Origin of the sequence: Roseovarius sp. EC-HK134, assembly GCF_902498815.1 — a bacterium.
GTDB classification, from domain to species: domain Bacteria; phylum Pseudomonadota; class Alphaproteobacteria; order Rhodobacterales; family Rhodobacteraceae; genus Roseovarius; species Roseovarius mucosus_A.
On the sequence record NZ_LR701544.1, the window covers coordinates 2,979,833 to 3,003,832 of the forward strand.

Annotated in this window: 15 protein-coding genes and 1 tRNA gene; 4 read left to right on the forward strand and 12 right to left on the reverse strand. The window is 60.8% G+C overall.

Annotated features, from left to right (window positions below):
* The first annotated feature begins 372 nt into the window (after positions 1 to 372).
* The gene (locus GC127_RS18275) at positions 373 to 1,932 is read left to right on the forward strand and encodes a helicase HerA-like domain-containing protein (RefSeq protein WP_151979222.1); all 1,560 of its coding nucleotides are present in this window, start codon (positions 373 to 375) and stop codon (positions 1,930 to 1,932) included.
* A 10-nt stretch (positions 1,933 to 1,942) separates the two neighbouring features.
* Here GC127_RS18275 and GC127_RS18280 read toward each other — a convergent pair whose 3' ends face one another.
* Complete coding sequence (locus tag GC127_RS18280; protein WP_151979223.1) at positions 1,943 to 2,995, reverse strand: ornithine cyclodeaminase; 1,053 nt, start codon at positions 2,993 to 2,995, stop codon at positions 1,943 to 1,945.
* Between the two features lie 10 nt (positions 2,996 to 3,005).
* Entirely contained in the window at positions 3,006 to 3,935 is a 930-nt protein-coding gene (gene rocF / locus GC127_RS18285) for an arginase (RefSeq protein ID WP_151979224.1), read from the reverse strand.
* Between the two features lie 118 nt (positions 3,936 to 4,053).
* Here rocF and GC127_RS18290 point away from each other — a divergent pair, with 118 nt between their 5' ends.
* Complete coding sequence (locus tag GC127_RS18290) at positions 4,054 to 4,482, forward strand: Lrp/AsnC family transcriptional regulator (RefSeq protein ID WP_037269691.1); 429 nt, start codon at positions 4,054 to 4,056, stop codon at positions 4,480 to 4,482.
* A gap of 8 nt (positions 4,483 to 4,490) precedes the next feature.
* On the opposite strand, the gene GC127_RS18295 is transcribed toward GC127_RS18290, so the two are convergent.
* Together GC127_RS18295 and GC127_RS18300 are read right to left on the reverse strand one after the other, a co-directional pair.
* A complete protein-coding gene (locus GC127_RS18295) occupies positions 4,491 to 4,955 on the reverse strand; it encodes a disulfide bond formation protein B (RefSeq protein WP_151979225.1) in 465 nt (154 codons plus the stop codon).
* Positions 4,955 to 5,533 (reverse strand): YqaA family protein, encoded by a 579-nt coding sequence (locus GC127_RS18300; protein ID WP_151979226.1) that lies wholly within the window; start codon positions 5,531 to 5,533, stop codon positions 4,955 to 4,957. Before GC127_RS18300 ends, GC127_RS18295 begins: the two co-directional genes overlap by 1 nt.
* Before the next feature lie 144 nt (positions 5,534 to 5,677).
* On the opposite strand from GC127_RS18300, the gene GC127_RS18305 reads away from it, so the two are divergent.
* A tRNA-Leu gene (locus GC127_RS18305) sits at positions 5,678 to 5,763 on the forward strand.
* A gap of 52 nt (positions 5,764 to 5,815) precedes the next feature.
* Here the strand turns inward: GC127_RS18305 and GC127_RS18310 are convergent.
* The 6 genes from GC127_RS18310 to GC127_RS18335 form a co-directional block, all read right to left on the reverse strand.
* The gene (locus GC127_RS18310) at positions 5,816 to 7,408 is read right to left on the reverse strand and encodes an FMN-binding glutamate synthase family protein (protein WP_151979227.1); all 1,593 of its coding nucleotides are present in this window, start codon (positions 7,406 to 7,408) and stop codon (positions 5,816 to 5,818) included.
* A gap of 111 nt (positions 7,409 to 7,519) precedes the next feature.
* Entirely contained in the window at positions 7,520 to 11,260 is a 3,741-nt protein-coding gene (locus GC127_RS18315; RefSeq protein WP_151979228.1) for a translocation/assembly module TamB domain-containing protein, read from the reverse strand.
* Positions 11,260 to 13,068 carry an autotransporter assembly complex family protein gene (locus tag GC127_RS18320; protein ID WP_151979229.1) on the reverse strand — a complete coding sequence of 603 codons (1,809 nt, stop codon included), beginning with the start codon at positions 13,066 to 13,068 and terminating at the stop codon, positions 11,260 to 11,262. Before GC127_RS18320 ends, GC127_RS18315 begins: the two co-directional genes overlap by 1 nt.
* Positions 13,069 to 13,174: 106 nt before the next feature.
* Positions 13,175 to 16,273, reverse strand: a complete 3,099-nt coding sequence (locus GC127_RS18325) for an efflux RND transporter permease subunit (protein ID WP_151979230.1) — start codon at positions 16,271 to 16,273, stop codon at positions 13,175 to 13,177.
* Positions 16,270 to 17,382, reverse strand: a complete 1,113-nt coding sequence (locus GC127_RS18330) for an efflux RND transporter periplasmic adaptor subunit (protein ID WP_254700163.1) — start codon at positions 17,380 to 17,382, stop codon at positions 16,270 to 16,272. The genes GC127_RS18325 and GC127_RS18330 overlap by 4 nt, the downstream gene beginning before the upstream one ends.
* 114 nt (positions 17,383 to 17,496) lie before the next feature.
* On the reverse strand, positions 17,497 to 20,013 hold the full coding sequence (locus GC127_RS18335) for an ATP-binding protein (protein WP_254700165.1): 2,517 nt from the start codon (positions 20,011 to 20,013) through the stop codon (positions 17,497 to 17,499).
* Positions 20,014 to 20,451: 438 nt separating this feature from the next.
* On the opposite strand from GC127_RS18335, the gene GC127_RS18340 reads away from it, so the two are divergent.
* Entirely contained in the window at positions 20,452 to 21,060 is a 609-nt protein-coding gene (locus GC127_RS18340; protein WP_008282245.1) for a response regulator transcription factor, read from the forward strand.
* 354 nt (positions 21,061 to 21,414) lie between these two features.
* Here GC127_RS18340 and GC127_RS18345 read toward each other — a convergent pair whose 3' ends face one another.
* Positions 21,415 to 22,194 (reverse strand): class I SAM-dependent methyltransferase, encoded by a 780-nt coding sequence (locus GC127_RS18345; protein ID WP_151979232.1) that lies wholly within the window; start codon positions 22,192 to 22,194, stop codon positions 21,415 to 21,417.
* 736 nt (positions 22,195 to 22,930) lie between these two features.
* Positions 22,931 to 23,914, reverse strand: coding sequence for an MBL fold metallo-hydrolase (locus GC127_RS18350; protein WP_081508491.1), 984 nt, complete (start codon positions 23,912 to 23,914; stop codon positions 22,931 to 22,933).
* Positions 23,915 to 24,000 lie beyond the last annotated feature (86 nt).

Sequence of the window (24,000 nt, forward strand, 5' to 3'; positions counted from 1 at the left end):
TGTGCCGGGAGAGTCAGGATGAAATACGTCGCAATGTCGCGTCGCCAGCAGCTTTACGCCATCTTGTAATACGCTGTGATTATGAGGTCAGCAAAAAAGAAAGAGGCCTCTCGGCCTCTTCCTACGTTTCTCCCCGTCGGACTGGCCGACTTAGTTATTGAAACGGACGCTAGGACAGATGCGCGCACCCGTCAACAGGGAAGGTCGCAAAATCGCGAAAAAAGGCCGCACCCGAGGGGCGCGGCCAGTCTGACAGGGAGGAAGTCACCCGCAACCAGAGGACAATCGGTTCCGGGCATGAATTCAGACTGGCATGAAAGGGTTAATTAAGTATGGTCAGCCCGTGACCTTTTCTGGATAGGGGGTGTTGGGGTGCAGACTTCGATTTTCGTGGGCGGCGGCGGTGCGGATTATTCCGAGCCTCAGGAACTCTTGCTCAAATACGGCAATCGGCATGGTCTTGTCGCGGGGGCCACAGGCACCGGCAAGACGGTGACGTTGCAAGTATTGGCCGAGGGGTTCTCGGATGCGGGCGTGCCTGTGATCCTGTCGGACATCAAGGGCGATGTATCGGGCATGGCCGTCGCAGGCAGCCCCGAAAACAAGCTGCACGGACCCTTCACCGAGCGTGCCCAGAAAATTGGCTTTGACGCCTTTCGCTATGATACTTTTCCGGTGATTTTTTGGGATCTCTTTGGCGAGCAAGGGCACCCGGTGCGCACCACGCTGGCCGAGATGGGGCCGCTCTTGTTGTCGCGGCTGATGGGGCTTTCGGATGCACAAGAGGGCGTTCTCAACATCGCGTTTCGCGTGTCGGATGAAGAGGGGCTGCCGCTACTCGACCTCAAGGATCTGCAAGCGCTGCTGACATGGGTGGGCCAGAACAGCGCCGATCTGTCGCTGCGCTATGGCAATGTGGGCGTATCCTCGGTCGGGGCCATTCAACGCGCGCTCTTGGTGCTGGAAAATCAGGGGGGGGCGCATTTCTTTGGCGAGCCAGCCTTGGCGCTAGAGGATTTGATGCGCGTCACGCCCGAGGGGCGTGGCTATGTCAACATCCTTGCCGCCGACCGGCTGATCAATTCGCCACGCCTCTATGCGACCTTCCTCTTGTGGCTTTTGAGCGAGCTCTTTGAGACACTCCCCGAAGTGGGCGATGTTGATAAACCCAAGCTGGTGTTCTTCTTTGACGAGGCGCATTTGCTGTTTGAGGATGCGCCCAAGGCTCTGGTCGACAAGGTCGAGCAGGTGGCGCGCCTGATCCGGTCCAAGGGGGTTGGTGTTTATTTCATCACCCAGAACCCGGATGACGTGCCCGAGGATATTCTGGGCCAGCTTGGCAATCGGTTTCAACACGCGCTGCGCGCCTTTACCGCGCGGGATCAAAAGGCGCTGAGCCGCGCCGCCGAGACCTATCGCCCCAATCCGCGCTTTGACACGGTAGAGGCGATCCGGGATGTGGGCGTGGGCGAGGCGGTGACGTCGATGCTGCAAAACAAAGGTGTGCCGGGGGTGGTTGAACGCACGCTTGTACGCCCGCCCGCAACACAGCTTGGCCCTTGCGATGCGGCCACGCGGCGCGCGGTCATCGCAGGCTCGCCCGTTGCGGGGAAATACGAGACGGCGATTGATCGGCAGTCCGCTCATGAGATTCTGGCCGCCCGCGCCGCCGCTGCGGCGAAAGAGGCCGAAGACGCCGAGGCCAAGAGTGCCGCAGAGGCCGCCGCCGAAGAGGCCGAATCCGAGCGCGCCCGCGAATTCAAAGCGGCACGGCGGTATTCAGGTGGGGCCACCTCGGGGCAGAGCCGCCGCGCGCGTGAACCCGAAGGCTTTGGCGACGCGCTTGCCTCAGCCGTGATGAAGGAATTGACCGGCACCACGGGTCGCCGCATCGTGCGTGGCATCTTGGGCGGGCTGTTTAAAGGGCGTTAAACGGTGGCGGTTATGGGGTGCTCGCACGTTGCAGCATCCCGAACAAGTCGCGGGGATCGTCCGGGTCGGCCAATAGGTCGAGATCAAGGAAAAGGTCGGTGCCCGCGATATGGTCGCGAACATAGCGAAGGGCCGAAAAATCCTCGATGGCAAAGCCCACGCTGTCAAAAAGCGTGATCTCATCAGCGTGGCTGCGCCCCTTGGCGGTGCCGTTGATCACCTGCCACATCTCGGTCACGGGGTGATCGGGCGAAAGTTGCTGTATTTCGCCCTCAATCCGGGTTTGCTCGGGATATTCTACAAAGATGGTCGAGCGCTGAAGCACGCCGGGTGCCAGCTCTGTCTTGCCCGGGCAATCGCCACCGATGGCGTTGATATGCACGCCGGCCCCAACCATGTTGTCGCTCAGGATCGTCGCATATTGCTTGTCGGCTGTGCAGGTGGTGATGATCTGCGCGCCTTCCATGCTTTCCTCGGGGGTGGAGCAACTGACCACCTCCAGCCCCAGACCGCGCAAATTGCGCGCGGCCTTGGCGGTTGCGGCGGGGTCAAGGTCGTAAAGGCGCACGGATTTGAGGCCACAAATCGCCTTCATCGCCAGCGTTTGAAACTCTGATTGCGCGCCATTGCCGATCATCGCCATCGTGTGTGCGCCTTTGGGGGCAAGATACTTGGCCACCATCGCCGAGGTGGCCGCCGTGCGCAGCGCCGTGAGCACGGTCATTTCGGACAAGAGCACAGGATAGCCGTTCCCCACATTCGCCAAGAGGCCAAAGGCGGTGACGGTTTGCAACCCCTCACGGGTATTCTTAGGGTGGCCGTTGACATATTTGAAGCCATACACCTCGCCATCCGAAGTGGGCATGAGCTCGATCACGCCTTCCTCGGAATGGCTGGCGATGCGCGGGGTCTTGTCGAACAGCTCCCACCGGCGGAAATCGGATTCGATATAGTCGGCCAGCCCGCGCAACATCGGCTCGATCCCGATGTGATGCACCAGTTTCATCATGTTATCGACAGAGACAAAAGGCACCAGCGCCTTGTGGGAGGGGGCAAGCGTCATCTTTGGGTCCTCAGCTATAGGCCTGGGTGGGGCGATCAAACACGCGGCGGCCAAGGGCAGAGGCCGCGAGATCGACCATCACCTGCGCGGTGCGCCCGCGTTCATCTAGAAAAGGGTTCAGTTCCACCAGATCGAGCGAGGTCATAAGACCACTGTCGCAGATCATTTCCATCGTCAGATGCGCCTCGCGGATCGTGACGCCGCCGGGCACGGTCGTGCCCACGGCGGGGGCAAAGAGCGGGTCGATGAAATCGACATCAAGGCTGACATGCAGCGCGCCACCCGCAGCGGCTACGCGATCCAGAAAGGCGGCAAGAGGGCGGGAAATCCCCTGTTCGTCGATCACGCGCATATCGTGATAGCGGATGCGGCTAGATTGCAGCGCCTCGCGTTCCGCACGGTCTACGGACCGCAGGCCGAGAATGCAGATGTTTTCTTCGGGCACCGGATTGGCAACCTCTGGAAAGCCGTGAAATCCGGCGCGGCCCGTGACATAGCCGAGCGGCGTGCCGTGCAGATTGCCCGACGCAGTGGTTTGCGGTGTGTGAAAATCGCTATGGGCGTCCAGCCAGAGCACGAATTGCGGGCGCCCCATGGCAGCGGCATGATTGGCCAAGCCCGCAACGGACCCAAGCGAAAGGCTGTGGTCGCCCCCCAAAAAGATCGGCAGCCCCTCTTGCATGGCTTCCTCTGCGGCCTGCATCAAGGTTGCCGTCCAACCCGCCGTTTCGGCAGGCGCGTGCAGATGCGCGGGCAGGGCGGGATCGACCGTCGCCGGGGCAGGGCAGAGATTGCCAAGGTCGCGCAAGCCATGCCCAAGATCGCCAAGCGCCTCGGCCAGCCCGGCGGTGCGATAGGCATCAGGGCCCATCAGACAGCCGCGCCTGTCCTTGCCGCTATCAACCGGGGCACCGATCAGAAGGATGGTTTGTGGGGTCATCAGAGGCTCTCACGTTTGCGCTTTGGGATCAGGATGCCGCCGAATTGAGTTGAAATGAAGCGGCTATTTTGCGCAAATAGGGTAGTATTTGTGCAAATTGGATCAAGGAAGCTGCGAAATGGACGATGCCGATCAGAGGTTGATTTCCATGCTACGGCATGACGCGCGCGCCTCTCTGTCAGATCTGGCGATTGGGCTTGGGATGTCGCGCACCACGGTGCGGGCGCGGATTGAGCGGTTGCGGGCAAGTGGCGCGATTGTTGGCTTTACCGTGGTGTTGCGCGGGGACGCGGCCCGTGATCCGGTGCGGGGCCTCATGATGCTGGGGATTGAAGGGCGCGGCACAGATCGGATCTTGCGCCAACTCAACGGTCTGAGCGCCGTGCGCGCGACCCATACCACCAATGGCCGGTGGGATGTGATTGTCGAGATTGGGACCGAAACGCTTGAAGAGCTGGACAAGGTGCTGGCGCAGATCCGGCGGTTCGAGGGGATAGCGCAATCCGAGACGAGCCTGTTGCTCAACACGTGGAAATCGGGGGCCTAAGCAATGGTTCAGCGCTTGCGCAATGCCATAAGCCAGAGTGTGGCAAGGCCGAGAGAGGCCAGCATGTTCCAACTGGCCATCGACAGGCCCAGCATCTCCCATGGCACCTGGTCGCAGCGCACAAGGGGGGCCGCCATGATCTGTTCAAAGAGGGCGTCGGCGCTGATCCCATCTGTGCCGGACGACGAGCAACTGGTCGGACCTTGCCACCAGCCACGCTCGACCCCGGTGTGATATCCGCCGATACCGGCCGTGGTGAGCGCAGCCAAAAGACCCCCGAGGCAGAGCAGGCGGGGCAGGGCGACGAGCGCAGCAACGCCAAAGGCTATCGCGATTACATGTGGCCAACGCTGCCAGATGCAGAGCTTGCAGGGGGCCATGCCGCCCAAGTGCTGAAACCCGAGCGCCCCCAGCATCAGCGCGGCAGAACCGCCCGCCGCAAGGAGGATGAGATGTTTCTGGCTCAGTTGCATCAAAAGAACCTCGTTGCGTAAAAGCCGCCAAAAAGCAGAACTACGAAGACGATGGTTACAAGCCCGAGACGGCGTTCGATGAAATCGCGCACCGGGGGCCCGTATTTCCAGAGCAATGCCGCAACAAGAAAGAACCGGATGCCGCGCGCCAGAATCGAGCTGGCGATGAACACCCCCAGCGGCATGGCCGTCCAGCCCGACATGATGGTGATGACCTTGTAGGGAAAGGGCGTGATGCCAGCGGTCAGCACCGCCCAGAACCCGAAATCGTTGAACCTTGTGCTGAATTCGGTCATTGCGTCGCCCTTGCCAAGGGCTGCGAGGATGGGTTGGCCAATTTCCTGAAACGCAAAGGCCCCAATGGCATAGCCCAGCAACCCACCGAGAACCGAAGATACAAGCGCCACAAGCGCGATCAACCACGCCCGCGAAGGCCGCGCGAGGATCATCGGGATCATCAAGACATCTGGGGGAATCGGAAACACCGAGCTTTCGACAAAGGACACCGCGGCCAGAACCCAAAGCGCATGGCGATGGTCGGCCATTCGGATCGTCCAGTCATAAAGGGCGCGGATCATTGCGGGTCTCTTACGTTGCCTGACGCGAGACACCACGCCCGGTGGCCGGGGTCAAGTCTCGAGCGCGGCCACATACAAATTCCGCCACAATACGCCGTTTCGGCACTGGACGTCAGTCGCGTGCTTGGCTAGAGAAAGAACAGTGCCCAAGTGGCGGAACGGTAGACGCAGCGGATTCAAAATCCGCCGCCTTTACGGGTGTGTGGGTTCGAATCCCACCTTGGGCACCATTTGTTTTCCTCTGATCAGAACCGGCTTATCCCGGTTGTTCGCGGTCCTTGGTCAGGGGGCGAAGGCGAATGTGTCTGGGCGGGCGTGATCCCAGTATTTGGCAAAGGCGGGATGGCTGACATGACCGCCGAGCAATTCGCCGGGTTCAAGCCAGAGATACTGGCTTGCGGCGGAACGCACTTCGCGGCTGTTGACGCGGATCATCAGGTGATGTGGCGTGAATTCCTGTGGTCGCTGAAGGCCAGAGGATTCCACCGCTTCCTTGAGGGCGAAGAGCGTGTTGCGGTGATAACTGGCCACGCGCAGATGCTTTTCCGCAACCACGATCGCGCGGTAACGGCCGGGATCCTGCGAGGTGACGCCAGTTGGGCATTTGCCCGAGTGACAGACTTGCGCCTGAATGCAGCCAACCGCGAACATGAAACCGCGCGCGATATTGCAGCCATCGGCACCAAGGGCGAACATGCGGCACATATCGAAGGCGCTGATAATCTTGCCCGAGGCAATCAGGCGAACGCGGTCGCGCAGCCCCATGCCAACGAGGCTGTTATGCACAAGCATGAGCCCCTCGCGGATGGGGGCACCTTTGTGATCGGCGAATTCCACCGGGGCCGCGCCGGTGCCGCCTTCGGCCCCGTCGATGGTGATGAAATCTGGCGTGATGCCGGTTTCATGAAAGGCTTTGACCATGGCGAACACCTCCCACGGGTGACCCACGCAGAGTTTGAGCCCCACAGGTTTCCCGCCCGAGAGATGCCGCAGACGGGCGATAAAGCGGCAAAGGCCGTCGGGCGAGGAAAATTCAGAATGGGCGGCAGGGCTGATGCAATCCTGACCCACCAGAACGCCGCGCGCCTCTGCAATCGCCTCTGTCACCTTTGCACCGGGCAGGATGCCGCCGTGTCCGGGCTTGGCCCCTTGGCTGAGCTTTATCTCAATCATCTTGACCTGAGGGTCAGAGGCATTGGTGACGAACATCTCTGGGTCAAACGCGCCTGTGGCGGTGCGGCAGCCAAAATAGCCTGATCCGATCTGCCAGATCAGATCGCCGCCGTGTTTGCGATGAAACCGCGAGATCGAGCCTTCGCCGGTGGTATGGGCAAAGCCGCCCAGTTTTGCGCCCCAGTTCAGCGCCTCAATCGCCGTTGGCGACAGCGCGCCATAGGACATGCCCGAAATGTTGAGCGCAGAACTGTCGTAGGGCTGTGTGCAGTCCGGGCCACCGATGGGCTGGCGAAATGCGATGTCACCCAGGTGGCTTGGCGACATGGAGTGATTGATCCACTCATGCCCGACGGCATTGACATTGCGCAACGTGCCAAAGGGGCGCAAGCCCTCGATTCCCTTGGACCTGCGATAGACAAGCGCGCGCTGTTCGCGCGAAAAGGGGGTCTCGTCATGATCACTTTCGAGGAAGTATTGCCGTATCTCGGGGCGGAAATGTTCAAAGAGAAATCGCAGACGGGCAGAGAGCGGATAGTTTTTGAGAACTGCACGCTTGCTCTGGTAAACATCGTAGAGCCCGATGGTTGCGGCCAAGCCCGCAAGCCCTGCCAGCATCCCGCCCCAGAATGGCAACCAAATGGCAATCGCCCCACCAATGGGCACGAGCAGAATACTGATCAACCATGGAATATAACGCATGCGATCCTCCCTTTTGCTCTGTTCCTGCACAAATCATTCCAAGCAGCAGAGCGTTAGGTCAGTCTTTTATGCCCGAATTCTGAGCAACCTGTAAAAGTTTTCGCGATTCCCTCAATAATCGCGTTCAAAAAACACGCCAACCCCAGAGGAGCCATCGTTAGAGGCCCCGCCCTTGAGCGTGACACTGTCGCTAAGATCAAAGTTCAGATTGATGCGTTGCTTGCCTTCGCTGTCGGCTGTGACTTCGGTATAGACCTTATCCGAGATATAGGCACCGGCACTCACCTCGGTGCCGCCATCCTCTGTTTGTGTGACGTCGAGATCCGAAAGGCCGATGGCACCCCGCAGCTTACCAACCACATCGCCGTTGCTATTGCCGGACAGCGTCGCCACCGCCGAGGCCATTTGCGCGGCCTGAAAGGCAGAGATATTATCCAAGCCGCGCCCAAAGATAAGCCGAGAGACCACCTCTTCTTGCGGAAGATCAGGGTCAGAGGCAAAGCGCACTTCGGGGGCGCTTGCCACGCCTTCTACGATCACTTGCACAGCGACGTCGCCCGCATCGGTGGTGGCCACAAAGCGCAGGTAGGGATCAAGAGAGCCCTGCATCGTGATGCGGCCTTCGGTCATGGTAAGCCTTTGACCCAGAATGTCGATCCGTCCCCGGATCAATTCAAAAAACCCGTCCGGGGCAACGGCATCGGTGGTTCCGGCAAGGCGCAGGCTGCCGCCCAGTTCGGCATCAAGCCCGCGCCCACGAACGAATATCCGGTTGGGGGCATTGATCGACAGGTTGAGCGCGTAGGGCCGCGCGCGCCCGGCTGTTTCGGTCTGGATCAGGCCTGCGCGCTCTCGGGTGGTGCGCACTGCGGCGGGTTCGTTGCGATGCTGAAGATCTGGCAACGAGACCGATGCCGCGCCCAAGCCCGAGGGGATGCGGATATTGGTTTCCTCAAGTGTCAGCGCCCCGCTGATCCGCGCGCCGCCTGTCAACGGGCCGTTGACGCCAATGTTGCCGTTCACCGTCGTGGTATAGATCAACTGGTCGCTCAGCACGAGGCCATCAAGCCCCACCGACAGATCGCCTGTGAAGCCGGGGGTCAGGCCAACCGGCCCGGTCACCCGTATCTGTCCGCCATCGCGCATCTGCGCGGTGAAATCTGTCTGAACGCGGCTTTGACCGAGCGTTGCCGTGCCGCTCAGGGTTTCGACCGTGAGGCCGGTTGCGGGCAGGGCAATGCGTGTGTCAGAGGTGCTGATCGTGCCCGAGACGGCGGGCAGGGCGGGGGCACCGTTGATCCGCAGGTCGTAGCGCGCCGTTCCCTGAATTGCGTTTGGTCGGATATAGCTGTTGGCAAGCGCCAACGGCAGCGCGCCACTGGCACTAAGATCAAGGCGCGCGCCGTGATCCACGATGTCGCCCGAGACCTGTGCCGTGGTGCCCCCCGGACCCTCGGCTGAAAGCGTCACGGCCACCCGTTCAGCAAGAGCGCCCGACAGGGTGGCGCGGCCCGTTGCGGTCACGGGGCCCGCGAAATCAGGGGCGAACATGCCCAAATTGGCCAGACGTATGTTGAAATCTACGGGAGCATCCGGGTTGGGCGACCCTGCGGAGAGCGCGAGTTGTGGCGTCTCAAGCCGGAGCGTACCAATCTCGATCCCGTCAAGGCGGCGCGCACCGTCTGCCCTGAGAGAGAGTTGTCCGGCGATGAGCTTGTCGAGATCGGCGATCCCGGTTCCAAGATTGCGCCCATCGAGCGTGGCGCTGATCTCTACATCCTGTCCACGATCCTTGGCTTTGCCGTCAAGTGTCAGGTCAAGGGCACCGCGCAGGGGAAGGCCCGCCAGGGCGCTGAACCGTGCCAGATCGCTGATCTCTGCCCGGAGTTCCCCGCTCAGGGGCAGGCCCTCGACTTCGGGCGAGAGGGTTGCATTGGCGCGCAGGCGGCTTCCCATGAGCGCTGCATCCAGTCCCGTCAGGGTCACATCGCCCCCGGTTTGCCAGGCCACGTTGCTGCTGATTTCTGCCGGACCGGACAGGCGCGGATCTGAAAGTGCCAGATCGGTCAACCGCGCCGCAAGGCTGAGCGCGCCGCTCTCGCCGCTGAGGCGCCCCGAAGCTGTGGCGCGGATCACGTCATTTTCGATCTGAAGGCGGTCGAGCGCGATGCCGGTGGTATCGCGGCGTGCAGCCATCGAGAGCGTGCCCGCGCTTGCGATCAGGGGATCAACCTGGGCAATGCCGACCGCAAGTTGATCCGTTTCCGCATCGAGTGTGATGTCGAAGTCGCCCCCAAGCAGGCTGCCAGAGCCTGCGATGGTCGCCTTGGCTGCCCCTGCAATGCTCTGCCCGGAGAGCGCGGCAAAGCGTGCGAGGTTGGGTGCCTCCAGCGTTGCGGTGCCAGAGACAGGAAACCCTTCGGCCAAGGCCGCGATCCGTCCATTGCCCGAAAGCTGCGCAGCGCCGGACACAAGCCGTAGGGCCCTCAAGACAAGTGGGCGATCTTCGGTGAAATCGAGCGAGGCAAGGCCGGACAGTTCTGTTCCGACGGCCTCAGCCAGCGCCGGATCGTCAACGCGCAGCCCGGCAAGGTCAAATTCAACAAGCGCCGTCACACCGCGCGGTGCGGTGCGTTCTAACGCCCCACGCCCCGAGAGCGTGGCCGTGGCAAGGCCGATATCAGGGCGCTCGAACCCGGTCAGGCCCAACCGTGCGCGCCAACGATCGCCGCGCGCGGCATCAAAGGCAGCGTCAATCGTAGCGCCACGAATGTGGATTGCGGGGTCGCTGATGGGCAAACGCACGCGGCTGTCACCATCGCCCAATTCGCCGGTCAGCCTAAATCGCTGAGGCCACCCCGCCGCATCGAGCGACAACGCGCCCGACAGCGTGACCTGTGCCGCCGAAAGTGTGAAATCCGCGATGTCCAAGGCCCCGTTTGGCTGGCGCGTGCCGGTCAGTTTGAGCGCGCTTTCTGTCCCAAAGAAGGGGCGGTAGTCAGCAGCAAAAAGCGGTGTGAGATCGCCCGAGATCGTCGCGCCAAAGGTTTTTGCCGTGACCCCCTCGGCCTCCGCGTCGCGGATCGTAACCTCTCCGGTCAGGCGGGGGGTGCCGTCCGAGGTAAGGCGAATGTCGGCCGTATAGTCGTTCAAGGGGGCCGTACCGCTGATCCCGAGCGAAAGAGCGGGCCGATCTGGCAGTTGCAGCAAAGTGGCGGCGATGCCGCCCGCGTCCTCTTGAAGTGACAGATCAAGGGCGAGAACCTGGGTCGCATTCACAAAACTTGCGTTCAGCGATACGGCACCGCGCCCGTCAAGGCGGGTCACCTCGATCTCTGCCGCCCCTTCACCACTTCCCAGTGACAGCCGCCCAAGCAGGCGAAGAGCGATTTCCTCACCCAAAAGCGTGGCGCCAAGAGTAAGCGTCTCGGCGCTGATCTCGCCGATGTTGACTGAGACTGGCAGCTCTGGCAGGCGAAAGGGCGTGGCCTCTGCCATGTCTGGCGAAAGCGGTTCTTCGGCAATTGGCGCACGCGCCACCGTGATTTCTCGCGCGGTCAGGCGATTGACTTCGACCCGGCCCCGCAAAAGCGCCGTGCGCGTCCAATCGAGCGTTACATCGCGCAGCGTGAGCCAGATGCCGTCGCGATCAGCGATGGTCAGTTCTGCGATAGTCGCCTGTGACGAGAGCGCCCCGGCAAAGCCGGTGATCCGCACCTCGCGTCCAGCACCAGAGAGGTTATCTTCAAGCAAGGCTTGCAGATAGCCGCGATCCTCATCTGCGGTTTGCGCCAAGAGTGGCGTTGCAAGCGCCCCCAGCAGCAACGACAGGAATAGGACCAGCCGGGCCATCAGAATGCCTGCCCAATACCGATGTAAAGTTCGAGGTCTTCCCCGGCCCTGTCACCCAAGGGTGTGGCGATATCCACGCGGATCGGGCCCACGGGGGTGAAGTAGCGGGCACCGATCCCGGCACCGCTGTGCCAATCTCCGCGTCCTGTGCCAAGCGCATCCTGACCGACAAAGCCCGTGTCGACAAAGGCCACGCCTTGGATCTTGTCTGTGACGCTGGCGCGGAATTCGCCCGAGAAGCCGACAAAGGCACGCCCGCCCACGCGCACGCCGGGGGCGATATCCACGCCCAGAGATTGATAATCCTGTCCGCGCACAGTGCCTGCCCCCCCGGAATAAAACAGCATGTCTGCCGGGATTTCGCCGATTGAGGGGCCCGCGACCGATCCGATCTGCGCGCGCCCTGCAAGGGTGTAACGGTCGCCCGCGCCAAAGCTACGGTAGTGCCGGGCATCTGCAAATATGCGCGCGCCGTCTCCCGATCTTTGGTCGAGGCCGATAAAGGGCGTGAGCGAGACCTCAAGGAAAAGACCCGAGGTTGCGTTGAGCGCATCATCGCGTTTGTCCCACGTCAGGCTGGCCGGAAACAGCAGATGCTGCAATTCGCGCCGTCCAAGATCGTCGTCGATGTCGGAATAGCGATAGGCAATGCCCGCCTCGCCGCGCAGTTCGTCCGAGAATACCCGAGTAAAGCCACCGCCGACTTCGACCTTTGATTCCGTATAATCCGGCTCGTCATTTCCCTCGATCCGCGCCTCAAGAAACAGCCCGGTGTCGGGGTGAAAGGTTGCGGGCCGGTCATAACGCGCGCCAAGGCGATAATCCTCGCCCCCTGAATCCCCGCCGATACCACCGATCATGGCATCAAGCCGCAGTCGCTCGGCACCGCCAAAGAGGTTGCGATGCAGCCAAAAGCCCGAAAGTGTCAGCCCTTCGAGCGAGGCCAGTTCCGCGCCAAAGCCAAGACGCCGCGGCGGGGCATCGGTGACGCGGGCCGTGATATCAAGGCTGCCATCGGGATTGGGCCTGTCTGCCTCGATCATCACAACCGAGCGAAAGGCACCGCTGCGGCGCAGGCGGGTGGCGGCGTTGTCCAATTCTTCGGGCGAGAATTTGCGGCCCGTCGGCAGGCCCGCAATGTCGCGGATACGGTCCGGGCGCACACGGCTTTCGCGGCTTTCTTCGGCCAGCAACAGTTCTCCAAAGTGCAGACGCGGTCCGGGATCAAGCTGGATGTCAGCGGACAAGGTCGAGGCCGCGTGATCGGCAATAATGGTTTGCTCTGACACAAGCGCCTTGGCGTGTCCGGTGGTGCGCCATGCGGCGATGCTGCTGCGTGTCGCATCGCCGATAAGATCGCCCTTGGCCCGGTTGCCGGTGACAAATTCAGGCGGCAGCTTGGTTTTTGGGGCAAGCGGCGCGACGCGCGCGGTTGAAAAGACGAAAGGCGCGTTGCGCTCGACGGTGATGTCAATCTGTCTGATGTCACTTGGCGCGCGCAGGGGCGGGATGCTGGCGGCCTCTTGGCCATCCACGAGGATGCGGATCACGCCGCCATAAAACCCCTCGGCATAAAGCACACCGATCAGACGCCCGTAATCCGATTGGGCCGCAGCCAATAGGTCTTGTGCGGTGGCCTCTTGTTGGGCGGCAGTGGTGATCGTGAGCGAGGCGCTGCGCAAACGGTCTGCAAACCCATCCCCCGCGTCAGGCGCGGTCAGCCGGACCTCAGCCGCCTGCGCCAGATCGGGCAGAATCCAGAGGCACAGCGCGGCAAGCGAGGCGACCCTGACACTGGATTTCAACACCGCGACGACCCTCCCAGACTGCTGGTCTTTTATGCCATCCCGATCACGGGAATGCCACCCTTGTGGGGCTACAAAAGCGGGGTCAGGCGCTGTCATCGGCAAGAGCTTACTCAGCGGGCTGGCCGCTTTTGCCGAGCGCTGCGTCGAGCGTTTTCTCAATTGCTCCGCGCGGGCGGGTGAACCGCGCCATCAAGTCATACAGGATGGGTGTGACAAAGAGCATGAGCGCCGTGGCCATGGCCAGCCCTGCGATGATCACAGTGCCCACAGCGATCCGGCTCTCGGCGCCCGCGCCAGAGGCGGTGACAAGCGGCACCGCGCCCAGTACGGTCGAGACGGCAGTCATCATGATCGGACGCAGGCGCAGGACCGAGGCCTCGATCACCGCGTCACGCACGGCATAGCCTTCGTCACGTAACTGGTTGGCAAATTCGACGATCAGGATACCGTTTTTTGAGATGAGCCCGATCAGTAGAATAATGCCGATCTGGCTGTAGACATTCAGCGACAATCCCCCCGCCGCCATGGCGTAAATCGCCCCGGCGACCCCTATCGGCACGGTTAGCATGATGACAAGCGGATGCACGAAACTCTCGAATTGCGCGGCAAGCACGAGATAGACGATCAGCAGCGCCAGCAGAAACACCACACCCACCCCGGCGGAGGTGTCGATATAGGTGCGCGATTGACCATCATAGCCCAGCTTGGCCTCGGGCGGCAGGATGTCGGCGGCGATCTCTTGGAGTTGTTCCAGAACGTCGCCCAATTCTGCATCCGGGGCAAGCGCGCCCGAGAGTTGAATGGACGGCAGCCGGTCAAAGCGGCGTAGCGACGGGGTTGCGGCATTCTCGTTCAGGGTCACGAGCGCGCCAAGCGGCACCAGCGTTTCCCCGTCGCCCGCCCGCAGAAAGATGTTTTCGATATCCGTGGGCGAGCGGCGGTCCGCATCCTCGGCCTGAACCAGCACGGGATATTCGCGGCCCTGGCTGACAAAGGTCGTGACCTCGCGCGACGCGAGCATGGTTTGCAGCGTGGCCGCGATCACATCAGCAGAGATGCCCAGATCATCGGCGCGCGCACGGTCTATTTCGATGTCAAGCTGCGGCAGGTTCTGTTCAAAATTGATCTCGGGATTGACGAGCCCCTCAACCTCTTCGGCACGCTCTAGAAGGGTTATGGCCCATTCCTTGACACTCTCAAAGTCAGGCCCGCCGATCACCACCTGCACGGGCGTGGAACTGCCGCGCAGTCCAAGACCCGCTGGGGTTACGGGAAAGCCGCGCGCGATGGTGACTTGCCCCATCTGCGGTGCGATTTCGCTGACAATCTCTGATACCGGGCGGTCCCGCTCTTCCCATGGCGCAAGGCGGAACACGACGAAAGAGCGCCACGAACGCCCCCCCCAGCCGGTAAAGCTGAACACTGTTTCGACCTCACCCGATTGCACCAGCGGATCAAGGATGGCCTCGACCTGTCGGGCAGCCATGTCGGAATGCGCGACGGTCGATCCCTGAGGCGCGGTAAGTGGCACAAACCCAACGCCGCGATCTTCGCGCGGCGCAAGCTCGCGGGGCAGGTCCACGTAGAAAAGTGCTGCTCCTGCGGTGATGGCGAGTGTCACGGGCAGGATCACCAGTGGCATGCCAATCGCGCGGGTCAGGAGTGCGCGATAGGCGCGCTGAATCCATGAGGGCGGGCGTGGGCCGGATGGGGCATTGGCGCGCAGTTTGCGGGCGCTCAGCACCTTGGAGGCAAGCGCAGGGCAGGCGGAAAGGGCGACAAAGGTCGAGATGGCGACCGTGCCGGCCATGACCCAGCCAAACTCCACAAAAAGTCGGCCCACCTGACCGGGCATGAACGACAGCGGTACAAAAACTGCAATCAACGTGATGGAGGTGGCAATGACCGCAAAGGTCACTTGGCGCGCGCCATGCACGCTGGCCACGAGCGGAGATTCCCCATCCTCGATCCGGCGTTGGATGTTTTCCAACACCACAATCGCATCGTCCACCACCAGGCCAATCGCCAGCAAAAGCGCAAGCAATGTCAGCGTGTTGAGCGAAAAGCCCCACATGCCGATCAAAAGGAAACTGCCGATCAACGACACAGGAATTGTGATGAAAGGAACAAGTGTGGCGCGGATACTGCGCAGGAAAAGCAGGATCACCGCGACGACAAGTGCTAGAGAAATAAAGAGCGCGATCACCACCTCGCGGATCGACGCCCCGACAAAGAGCGCATCGTCAGAGCCGACGATGATCTTCATGCCTTCCGGCAGGTTCGGTTCCAGCGTCTTGATCTCGGCGCGCACGGCATTGGAAATTTCCAGCGTGTTGGACTGGCTCTGCCGCAAGATCCACATGCCGACCGCCTCTGTGCCATTGGTGCGCACAATTGTGGAATCGTCCGCCACCCCCGGCACGACCCGCGCCACATCGCCCAACCGAACCGGATAGCCTGCCACGCGGTCGATCACGATGTCGCGGAAATCCTCGATGCTGCGCAACCGGCTGTTCAGTCGCACGGTCATTTGCCGGTTGATCGATTCCACCTCGCCTGCGGGCAGTTCAAGGTTGTTGCGCAAGAGCGCCGCCTCGACATCCGAGACGGTGAGGTTCCGCGCGGCGAGCGCGCGGCGGTCAATCCAGATCCGCACCGCAAAGGGCTGCGCACCGATCACATCAACATTGGCCACCCCGTCGAGGGTTGAAAACCGATCCACCACGAACCGGTCGATATAATCCGTGATTTCGGCTGTTGTCATGCGGTCCGAGGTGACGGCGACGCGCATCACGGGATCGGCATCGGCATCGCTCTTGACCACCTGCGGTTCGTCGGCCTCTTCCGGCAGGTCGCCGCGCACACGGCCTACGGCATCGCGCACGTCATTGGCGGCCACGTCAATATCAACACTGGTTTCAAATTCGATAGTGACGCGGCTTCGTCCCTGTCGGCTTTCGGAACTGATGGTTCGAATGCCCGAGATCGAGGCAATGGCCCCCTCGACCGTCTCGGTAATATCGGTGTCGATCACTTCGGGGGCGGCACCGCGATAGGTGGTGGTCACGGTCACGACGGCATTGTCCACGTCGGGCAATTCGCGCACGGGGATAGAGCGCAAAGCCGCCACACCAAAGATCACGATCAAAAGGCTTGCCACGGCGGCCAGAACAGGACGTCTGATCGAGATGTCCGAGAGGGTCACGTCGCGCTCTCCGGCTTGGCAAGGTCCGTTTTCGCCGTCGCGTCCGCGTCTGCCCCCAGAACTTTGACCACGCTCCCGTCACGCACCCGCTGCAGCCCGCGAATGATCACCTCTTCGCCCGCCTCAAGCCCCGACAGGATGGCAACTTGCCCATCCTTGCGCTGACCAGAGGTCACGATGCGGCGATTGGCTTTGCCGTCAGCGACGACAAAGACGTAGGTTTCGGCGGCTTGAAAGATCAGCGCCTCTTCGGGAACGGTGACATGCGCGCTTTCAGAGAGCACCAATGTCAGCGCCAGAAACATACCCGAGGCTAGCGTGCCATCGGTGTTCGGTATCCGCCCGCGGGTTCGAAAGGCGCGCCCGACCGGATCAATCCGGCTGTCCACCACATCCAGCGTGCCCTCAAAAATCCGGTCTGCAAAGGCCGCGCTGCGGGCGATCAGGGTCTGGCCGGGGCGCACTTGGGAAAACACCGTTTCAGGCAGCGAGAATTCCACCTCGACCTCGCTTAGGTCATCCAGCCGGGTAAGCACCTGACCTTCGATCACGCGCGCACCAACGTCATAGTTGGTAAGCCCCACCACGCCCCCGAAGGGCGCGGTGATGGTGCGATCCTCAAGCCTGCGGCGTGCGCGCTCTACTTCGGCCTCGGCTTCGGCCAGACGCGCCACGGCCTCTTCTTCGGTGGCCTGCGACACGGCGGCGGTTTGGCGCAATTGGCGCGTGCGTTCAACGGTTTGCCGCTGTTCAACCAGCACAGCCTCGGCCTCGCTCAGGTCGGCACGCTGGATCGTATCGTCAAGCCGTGCCAGCACATCGCCCTGTTCCACCCGCGTGCCAGGCGTGATCCTGAGGCTGGTCAGCCGCCCGTCCGCCTCGGGGACGATGTCGATGGATTGCAATGCGCGGGTTGTGCCGACCGCTTCGATTGTCTGTTGAAGCGTGCGCTCTTCTGCAAGAGCGATCTCAACCGTTACAGGGCGCTCAGCCTGCGCCTCGGCAGCTGCTTCGGGCGCGCTCACGAGATAAGTCTGATAGCCGTAATAGCCACCATACGCTGTGCCGACTATGAGGCAGAGCAAAAGCAGTTGTTTCCATATCTGCATTGTATGCGGCAATCCGTTTTCAGAGGGCACCAAGGCGCGCGTGGGTTGTGGGCGCGGGCTGACTTGGTGCAAACGTATAGTAAGTCCGCAAAAAGGCAATTCATTGTGCGCGTTTCAGCCCGCGCGATTGTGGCCGTTCAGTTGGCGGAGCGTCTCTTGCAAGAGGTCGGGCAGGGCCAGAATGGCTGTCTGCGCCTCGGCTGTATCGCCGCCGCGCAGGGCGGATTCCGCGCGCCCCAGAAGGGCCTGCAAGGCAAGCCCGCCCGTCGCCGCCGCCGTGCCCGCCAGCTTGTGGATGCGATCCGCAAGATCCGTTCCGCTTAGCGGAGCATCGCGGTTCAGACCGTCCAGAATGGCCTCGCCTTCGGCTTCAAATTCTACCAAGAGGCGGTCGATGCGGTCTTGCGGCAAGGCGGCGCGCAGTTGTTCCATGTAACTCGGGTCAACATGGCAGGGTTGGTCCACGGGGGCCGAAGGGGCTGATCCAATCTGCATCAGCAGCGCGCGCAGCGCCTCGCGGCGCAGGGGTTTGGTCTCGACCCGGTCAAAGCCCATATTCTTGAGGTCGCCGCGATCCTCTGCGCGCACATGGGCTGTGAGCGCCACGATGGGCGTGCGCGCATTCGGCCCCTGACTTGCGCGGATGTGGAGCGTCGCTTCACGCCCGTCCATGCGTGGCATGCTGATATCCATCAAAATCAGGTCAAAACGCCTTATTTGGGCGCAATCCACACCTTCGATCCCATCGCAGGCCAGATGCACCTTGTGGCCATCGCCTGTCAGCATGCCTTCCAGCACAACGCGATTGGTGGCATTATCCTCGACCACCAGAACGTCGAGCGCGCGCAGGGGGGCGGAAACGGGGGCAGGGGCAACGATCGCCTTGGGTTTGGGGCCTACGACGGCCGATGCGGCGGGCAGCGGCAGGCGGACCCAAAAAAGGCTGCCTTCGCCAAGTTCGCTCTCAACGCCAATGGTGCCTTTCATCAGCTTGACGAGTTGGCGCGCGATGCCAAGACCCAGCCCCGTCCCCTCGGGTCGGTCGCCTGTTGTGTCCTGAACCCGCATGAAATCTTCAAACACATTTGGTAGATTGTCGGCGCTTATGCCGATGCCCGTGTCAATCACCTGAAACTCGATCATGTCTGGTTCGGTGTCTTTGGATGACAGGCGGCTCACGTCGAGGGTGATTTCCCCATCCCGCGTGAACTTGATCGCATTCGAGACAAGGTTGAGTAGAACCTGATAAATCCGCGCTCTGTCCCCGGTGACACGCCCGAAGCCGTCTTGGGGGGCCAGCAGACGCAGGCTGTTGCCGCGTGCCTGCGCTGGACCTTGTTGGGTTTCCGTCAGCTCTGCCAAAAGTTGGTCGAGGTCAAAGGCGGCGGGGCGCAACACGATTTGACGCGCGGCGGCCTGTGTCAGGTCGAGCGCATCGGTGATCTGCGTCAGCAAGAGCTGGCCCGAGGAGCGCATGATGCGGGTGAATTTCTCTTGTTCCGGGGTAAGCCCGGTATCCCCCAAGAGCTCTAGCGCGCCCAGGATGCCGTTCAGTGGCGTGCGCATTTCGTGGCTGATCATGGCCAGAAACCGCGCCTTGGCCCGCTCTCCCGCTAGGGCCTGTTCGCGGGAGCGATCTATTTCAGCCTCGGCAGCCAGACGTTCCGAGATGTCCCGGATGAAGAGGATGCAGATATCGCCCTCACCCTGTCGCGCGAGATCAGCCGAAAGTTCCGCCGCAAATTCACGCCCTTCCAGATTGCGTACGATCACGTCCTCGCGCCGCGACGGGCCACTGGCGCAGGTGTCACGCAAGAGTTTACCGGAAAGGGGCTTCAACGTCCCATCTTCTCCCTTGCAGAACAGCACGTCGCCCAAGTCTATGCGTGCCGTCAGCCGATCCGTCAGCGCCAAAAGATCATCCGCACGCGCATTCGTGTCTTCGATCCAGCCGTCGACCCCAACCACAAGCACGGCATCCTGTGACGTGTTAAGAATGGTTGTTAGTCTATTGGATTTGCTTATGTTTTGCTCTGCCTGCATACGGTAGCTGCGGTAGACGCGCCACACCAAAAGCAAGAGAGAGGACAGCGCGGCCAGCATCATCAAGATCAGAACGGCAAGGCTCAGGATTTTGGCGGTCAGCGCCGCGCGTTCGGAATCCGAGCGCTGCGCATCCGCCGCAAGACCCCGCGCAGCAATGTTGCGGATCGGATCTGCCATCCGGCTTCCAAGCTGGATCAGCCGTGCCCGTTCCTTGAAGATATCGCCCGGATCACCGTCAATGATAGGCACCATACTGGCCAAGAGTTCGGACACGCGATCAAGGTCTGCATGTGCAATATCCAGTTCCAGCACCTCGCGGTATACGCGGCCATCCCGGAGGGCGGTTGCGCGGCTGTAGAGGATATCGAACTGGCGGCGCACTTGGTCGACCAGATTTTCTTCGGGTCCGGTGAGCGCATAGAGAGAGGCGAGGAATTTAAGCTGGTCTACCTCCAGCCGTGAGGTGGTCCAATGCAGGTTGTCTTGGCTGGCGCTTCGATACTCGTCCAGTTGCACATAGACGCGGCTTGTCAACAGCACCGCAGCCAGCATGCACCCCGCTGCAAACAGGCCCAGCAGGATCACAAGCAGTCTGTTCAGACGGGGGAACCTGCGGGAGGAGGGGACGTGCATGTCGGGCCTTACACTGGAATACTTGGACAAAAGGTAGTTTGGGTGGATCTGATCCTTCGGCGCGGCGCGGCTGAGACAGTTTCCGAGTGATCTTCAGCTTTTGCGTGTGTAGAGTATATCAACCGGAGGAGTTCCTTGTCACGCGGGGTCATCAGGACAGGCCACATTCTTATACCATCTTTGGTATTTGCTTCTTTTCCACCGTTTGACCACCCCCCTATCCCTAAAGATAGGGGAGTTGACGGCTTGGCACGGAACTTGCCGGTTATAGGGTAGGCGGGACATACCCGCTTAGGGTTATCAAAGGATTGTCATGGTTCGGCAGCTTGCTTACGTGTTGAAAAATGAGAAAAAAAGGAATTTTGAGGTGGCAGAAGGAAGGACGCGCCGATGACCAAGCTCTTGTTGGCCGACGACCATGATCTGGTCCGGGAAATGATCGCCGCCTACCTGCGCGCGCAGGGTGGGTTTGAGGTGCATGTCGCCGAAAGCCTTGGGGCGGCGCTGGATGTTCAAGAAAAAAACGGGCCTTTTCAATTGGTTCTGCTCGACCTTATGATGCCGGGTATGGATTCCCTGACAGGCCTTGGGGTGATGAAAGCGCGGGCGAAATGTCCGGTGGCGATTTTGTCGGGGACGGCGACGGCGGAGATTGGGCGCAGGGCGCTGAGATCGGGGGCGGCGGGGTTCTTGCCCAAGACGCTTGATCCGCAGTCTTTGGTGGCCGCGGTACACCATATGTTGTTGGGTGAAACCTACACACCGCTAGATTTTCTGGAAACCGGAGAGTCGGAGGCGGAGGGGCCGGTGCGCCTGACGCCCAGAGAGACCGATGTGTTGGTCGGCATCCTGCACGGAAAATCCAACAAGGAAATCGCAAGAGACCTTGATATTCAAGAGGTTACAGTCAAGCTGCACCTCAAAACTCTGTCCCGCAAACTCGGCGCCAAAAACCGCACCCACGCGGCCATGATCGCCCGAGACATGGGGCTGACATAAGAGTTCGCGTGTAAGGTCGGTAAGGTCTGTACGTGGGTTTTGTAAGGTCTGGGGGGCCGTTGGCCGGTGGTTCCGACCTGTTTGAGATCGGGGCCCGGAATGGGTGAAACCTCGGGGCGGATTTTCGTGAGGGGTGAGGCGCGGTCGTTTGTGCACGCGTTCGTATGTTCCGTCGATTTGAGTTAAGTGGCTTTTCAGATCCACACAACCGAGCGCTAGGTAAGTTTGATCGAAGCTGTTCGAAGACGCAGTTGCGTGGTCTGCGAATGACGCCCAGTAACCATGATCAACGCGCGGGTCTCTGGAAAACTCGCTAACCCGGATGTTCCACACCTTGTGGGGCGGGGGCTTTGGTCAGTTGATTTTTTGGATGCCCTCAAACAGCGACGCGGTCATGCGTTGGTTTAGGCGTGGTTTCCACGGCCGTTTCGTTAGGATCGTCGGGTGCTGTGTGGTGACCAGACCGTCCTCGCGGATATTTGTCGCGGGCCATACCGTGCGATAGGCGTGCAGCCCAGCCTGCCGTGCGAAGGCGCCAAACGCCTGATCAGTATAGGTCACGCATTCGGGATAGAACCAGCCTTCTTTGGTATTCGACTTGGAAGGCATTCCGCAGCGGATATAGGTCACCATGCTGACGGTATCGTCGTGTGACACGTCGGCAATCGCCTTGAGCAGTTTCACGGTCATGGCTGGTCCAGTGTGCGACGCGATGGATTGCGCAAAAACGAAATCCACCGGCCCACCTGTCAGCGAAAAATCAAAGTCTGTGTTATGGGCGAAAGTCGCCTTTTTCTTTGCGATGACCTGCGATTTCTCGATATCCGCGCCAAAGTGCATCTCGCATCCGCGGTTCAGAATGTCGACGTTGGGTTCCAGACCAAAATACCGGTTTTCAAGCAGGTAGTTAATCGCCAGACGGCCCAACCGCAGGCTGCCGCAACCTACATCCAGAAACTTATGGTTTTCGCGCATGCCCAGATCGATCAGCAGCTGGAACTGCATCGCCCCCAGCAGATCGTAAATAAACGGGGGGCCGACCCAAGCACGGGGATGGTCGGACCCGGCACCCATATTGATCCCTAGCGTCTGTTGTTCCTTTTCGGTCAATACTTGGCGCATTTCTTCGCGCATTTTTGCAGGTTCTGCGCGGCGTTGGGTGATCAGCTGATCCGATATCGACATTAAATTGCTCCCGTAGGCTTCAGACTCATTGCTTCACAACCGACCCGACTTTGCTCAAGTGACTTGCTGCTTAGTGTCATTTTTGTCTTATATTGCTGCCACATCAAGTGTATTGCGCTCTCAGTCCCTAGAGCAGTCGCCACGGTGTTTGAATGTGCGTTGATTGTACTGCGACTGCCCACCACCTTTGTCAGCCGGCAAGTTTCGCAACGTGGCGGACAGGGCTGTCTTGCCGCGTTGCTTGGACTTTCGCCAATTTGCCAGTCACGCGCATGGTGGCGACACTCACGATGGTTGAATGGCGGTAAGAATAGCCCTGAACCTCGGAGCTATGACTACCACTTCGGCCAACTGCAGGGTGATGGCCGGGGGTGACGCGCGACGCGAGTGGTCGACCGATGTGAGGCCTGCTCGCGCGCGCAGGTTCTTCTTTGCCGCTTGTGAACCATCGACATTGCCGCCCTTTACACGAATGGCCGCTCTTCTACGCTTCATCGCAGCGTTGAAGGCCGCGGGAAGGCGCGGCACTGCAGGCCTCTGCGGTTGAGGTGACCGCTCTCCGCAGAGCGGGACATCGCGGCGCTTTAGAGCACGTGATTGGATGTCTGCGCTCAGGTCTTAGTGGTATGAGCGAACCTTGAACGCTTAGCTTCCAAGGTTCGCACTGTGACATGCTTTGGCCAGTTTATGCAGTTGAGACGTTGCTGCCAAAGTACATGAACTCACGATCCATTGCAGCAACCTCGGCTGCGTTCAGCGAGAGATTGGCGCTGTCGAGCAGCTTGAAGCTTTTTTGGTCTTTCACCCAATCATCCGCATGGCGCAGTGTGGACAGGGTGTAAGTGGAGGTTTCGTTCAGGTAGTGGGTCGGTACGATAACCTTGGGCTTGAGGCGGTCAACAATTGCATTCGCCTGCTCGTAAGACAGGATATGCTCTGAGCCATCCACCGGTATCGTCAATACATCAACCCGGCCGATGGCCTCCCAAAAACCAGGACCGGGATCTGCACGGTTATCGCCCCAGATCAACGTGCGAATGCCCCCTGTTTCGATCACGTACACAACCATATCCATGTGGCTGACATTGTTGGGCGCACAGGCTTCGGCGCCGAATTCCGCAAGGGCATTGGTCCAGTCGTAGTAGCCGGGGGCCTTGCAAACGTGTTTGTCCGCAAAGCCGGTGATCTTAAGGTCAGCGAATTCAAACGTGCCGACCATACGGTCAAGCACCATGGTCGAAACCGGCCGGTCGATAGCGTCATGATCAAAGTGCGTATGCGTGGAGAGCGTGATATCAGTCACCGTTTCGGGAAACTTGTACTTGAACCACAAACCCCAAGCGCCCGATGGATCGTCCCGCCACGGATCAACCACCACGGTCGCACCGCCCGGTGACGTGATCTTGAATGCGCAGTGGCCAAAGTATTCGATGCCGACCGCACCGTCGGGAAAACTTGTCGCGCTTTGAAGCTCAATGACGTGGTTGTTGTTGCCCGGCTGGGTCCAGTCCGTCGATTGAGCCTGAGCAGAGGTCGACGTCAGCAGGCTCGCCGCGCTGCCTACGCCAGCCGCACCGGCAGCCATGAAAAAGGACCGTCGTGACAGGCCGGGGGCCAGATCGTCTTTTTGCCCGTTCATTGTGATTGGCTTGAGATCTTTCTTGTCCATCGTTTTGATTTCCCTGTTGTGATCCACCGCCCGTTGCGCGGATGGTTCGAGGATAGGGCACGGTGGGCTGGTCAGGGTGCTAGAAT

What these genes read in the sequence shown, in the direction of transcription:
- GC127_RS18290 (WP_037269691.1), top strand. Translation starts at nt 4,054, where the DNA reads ATGGACGATGCCGATCAGAGGTTGATTTCCATGCTACGGCATGACGCG.
- GC127_RS18330 (WP_254700163.1), bottom strand. Translation starts at nt 17,382, where the DNA reads ATGCAGATATGGAAACAACTGCTTTTGCTCTGCCTCATAGTCGGCACA.
- GC127_RS18300 (WP_151979226.1), bottom strand. Translation starts at nt 5,533, where the DNA reads ATGATCCGCGCCCTTTATGACTGGACGATCCGAATGGCCGACCATCGC.
- GC127_RS18280 (WP_151979223.1), bottom strand. Translation starts at nt 2,995, where the DNA reads ATGACGCTTGCCCCCTCCCACAAGGCGCTGGTGCCTTTTGTCTCTGTC.
- rocF (WP_151979224.1), bottom strand. Translation starts at nt 3,935, where the DNA reads ATGACCCCACAAACCATCCTTCTGATCGGTGCCCCGGTTGATAGCGGC.
- GC127_RS18350 (WP_081508491.1), bottom strand. Translation starts at nt 23,914, where the DNA reads ATGGACAAGAAAGATCTCAAGCCAATCACAATGAACGGGCAAAAAGAC.
- GC127_RS18340 (WP_008282245.1), top strand. Translation starts at nt 20,452, where the DNA reads ATGACCAAGCTCTTGTTGGCCGACGACCATGATCTGGTCCGGGAAATG.
- GC127_RS18315 (WP_151979228.1), bottom strand. Translation starts at nt 11,260, where the DNA reads ATGGCCCGGCTGGTCCTATTCCTGTCGTTGCTGCTGGGGGCGCTTGCA.
- GC127_RS18345 (WP_151979232.1), bottom strand. Translation starts at nt 22,194, where the DNA reads ATGCGCGAAGAAATGCGCCAAGTATTGACCGAAAAGGAACAACAGACG.
- GC127_RS18310 (WP_151979227.1), bottom strand. Translation starts at nt 7,408, where the DNA reads ATGCGTTATATTCCATGGTTGATCAGTATTCTGCTCGTGCCCATTGGT.
- GC127_RS18295 (WP_151979225.1), bottom strand. Translation starts at nt 4,955, where the DNA reads ATGCAACTGAGCCAGAAACATCTCATCCTCCTTGCGGCGGGCGGTTCT.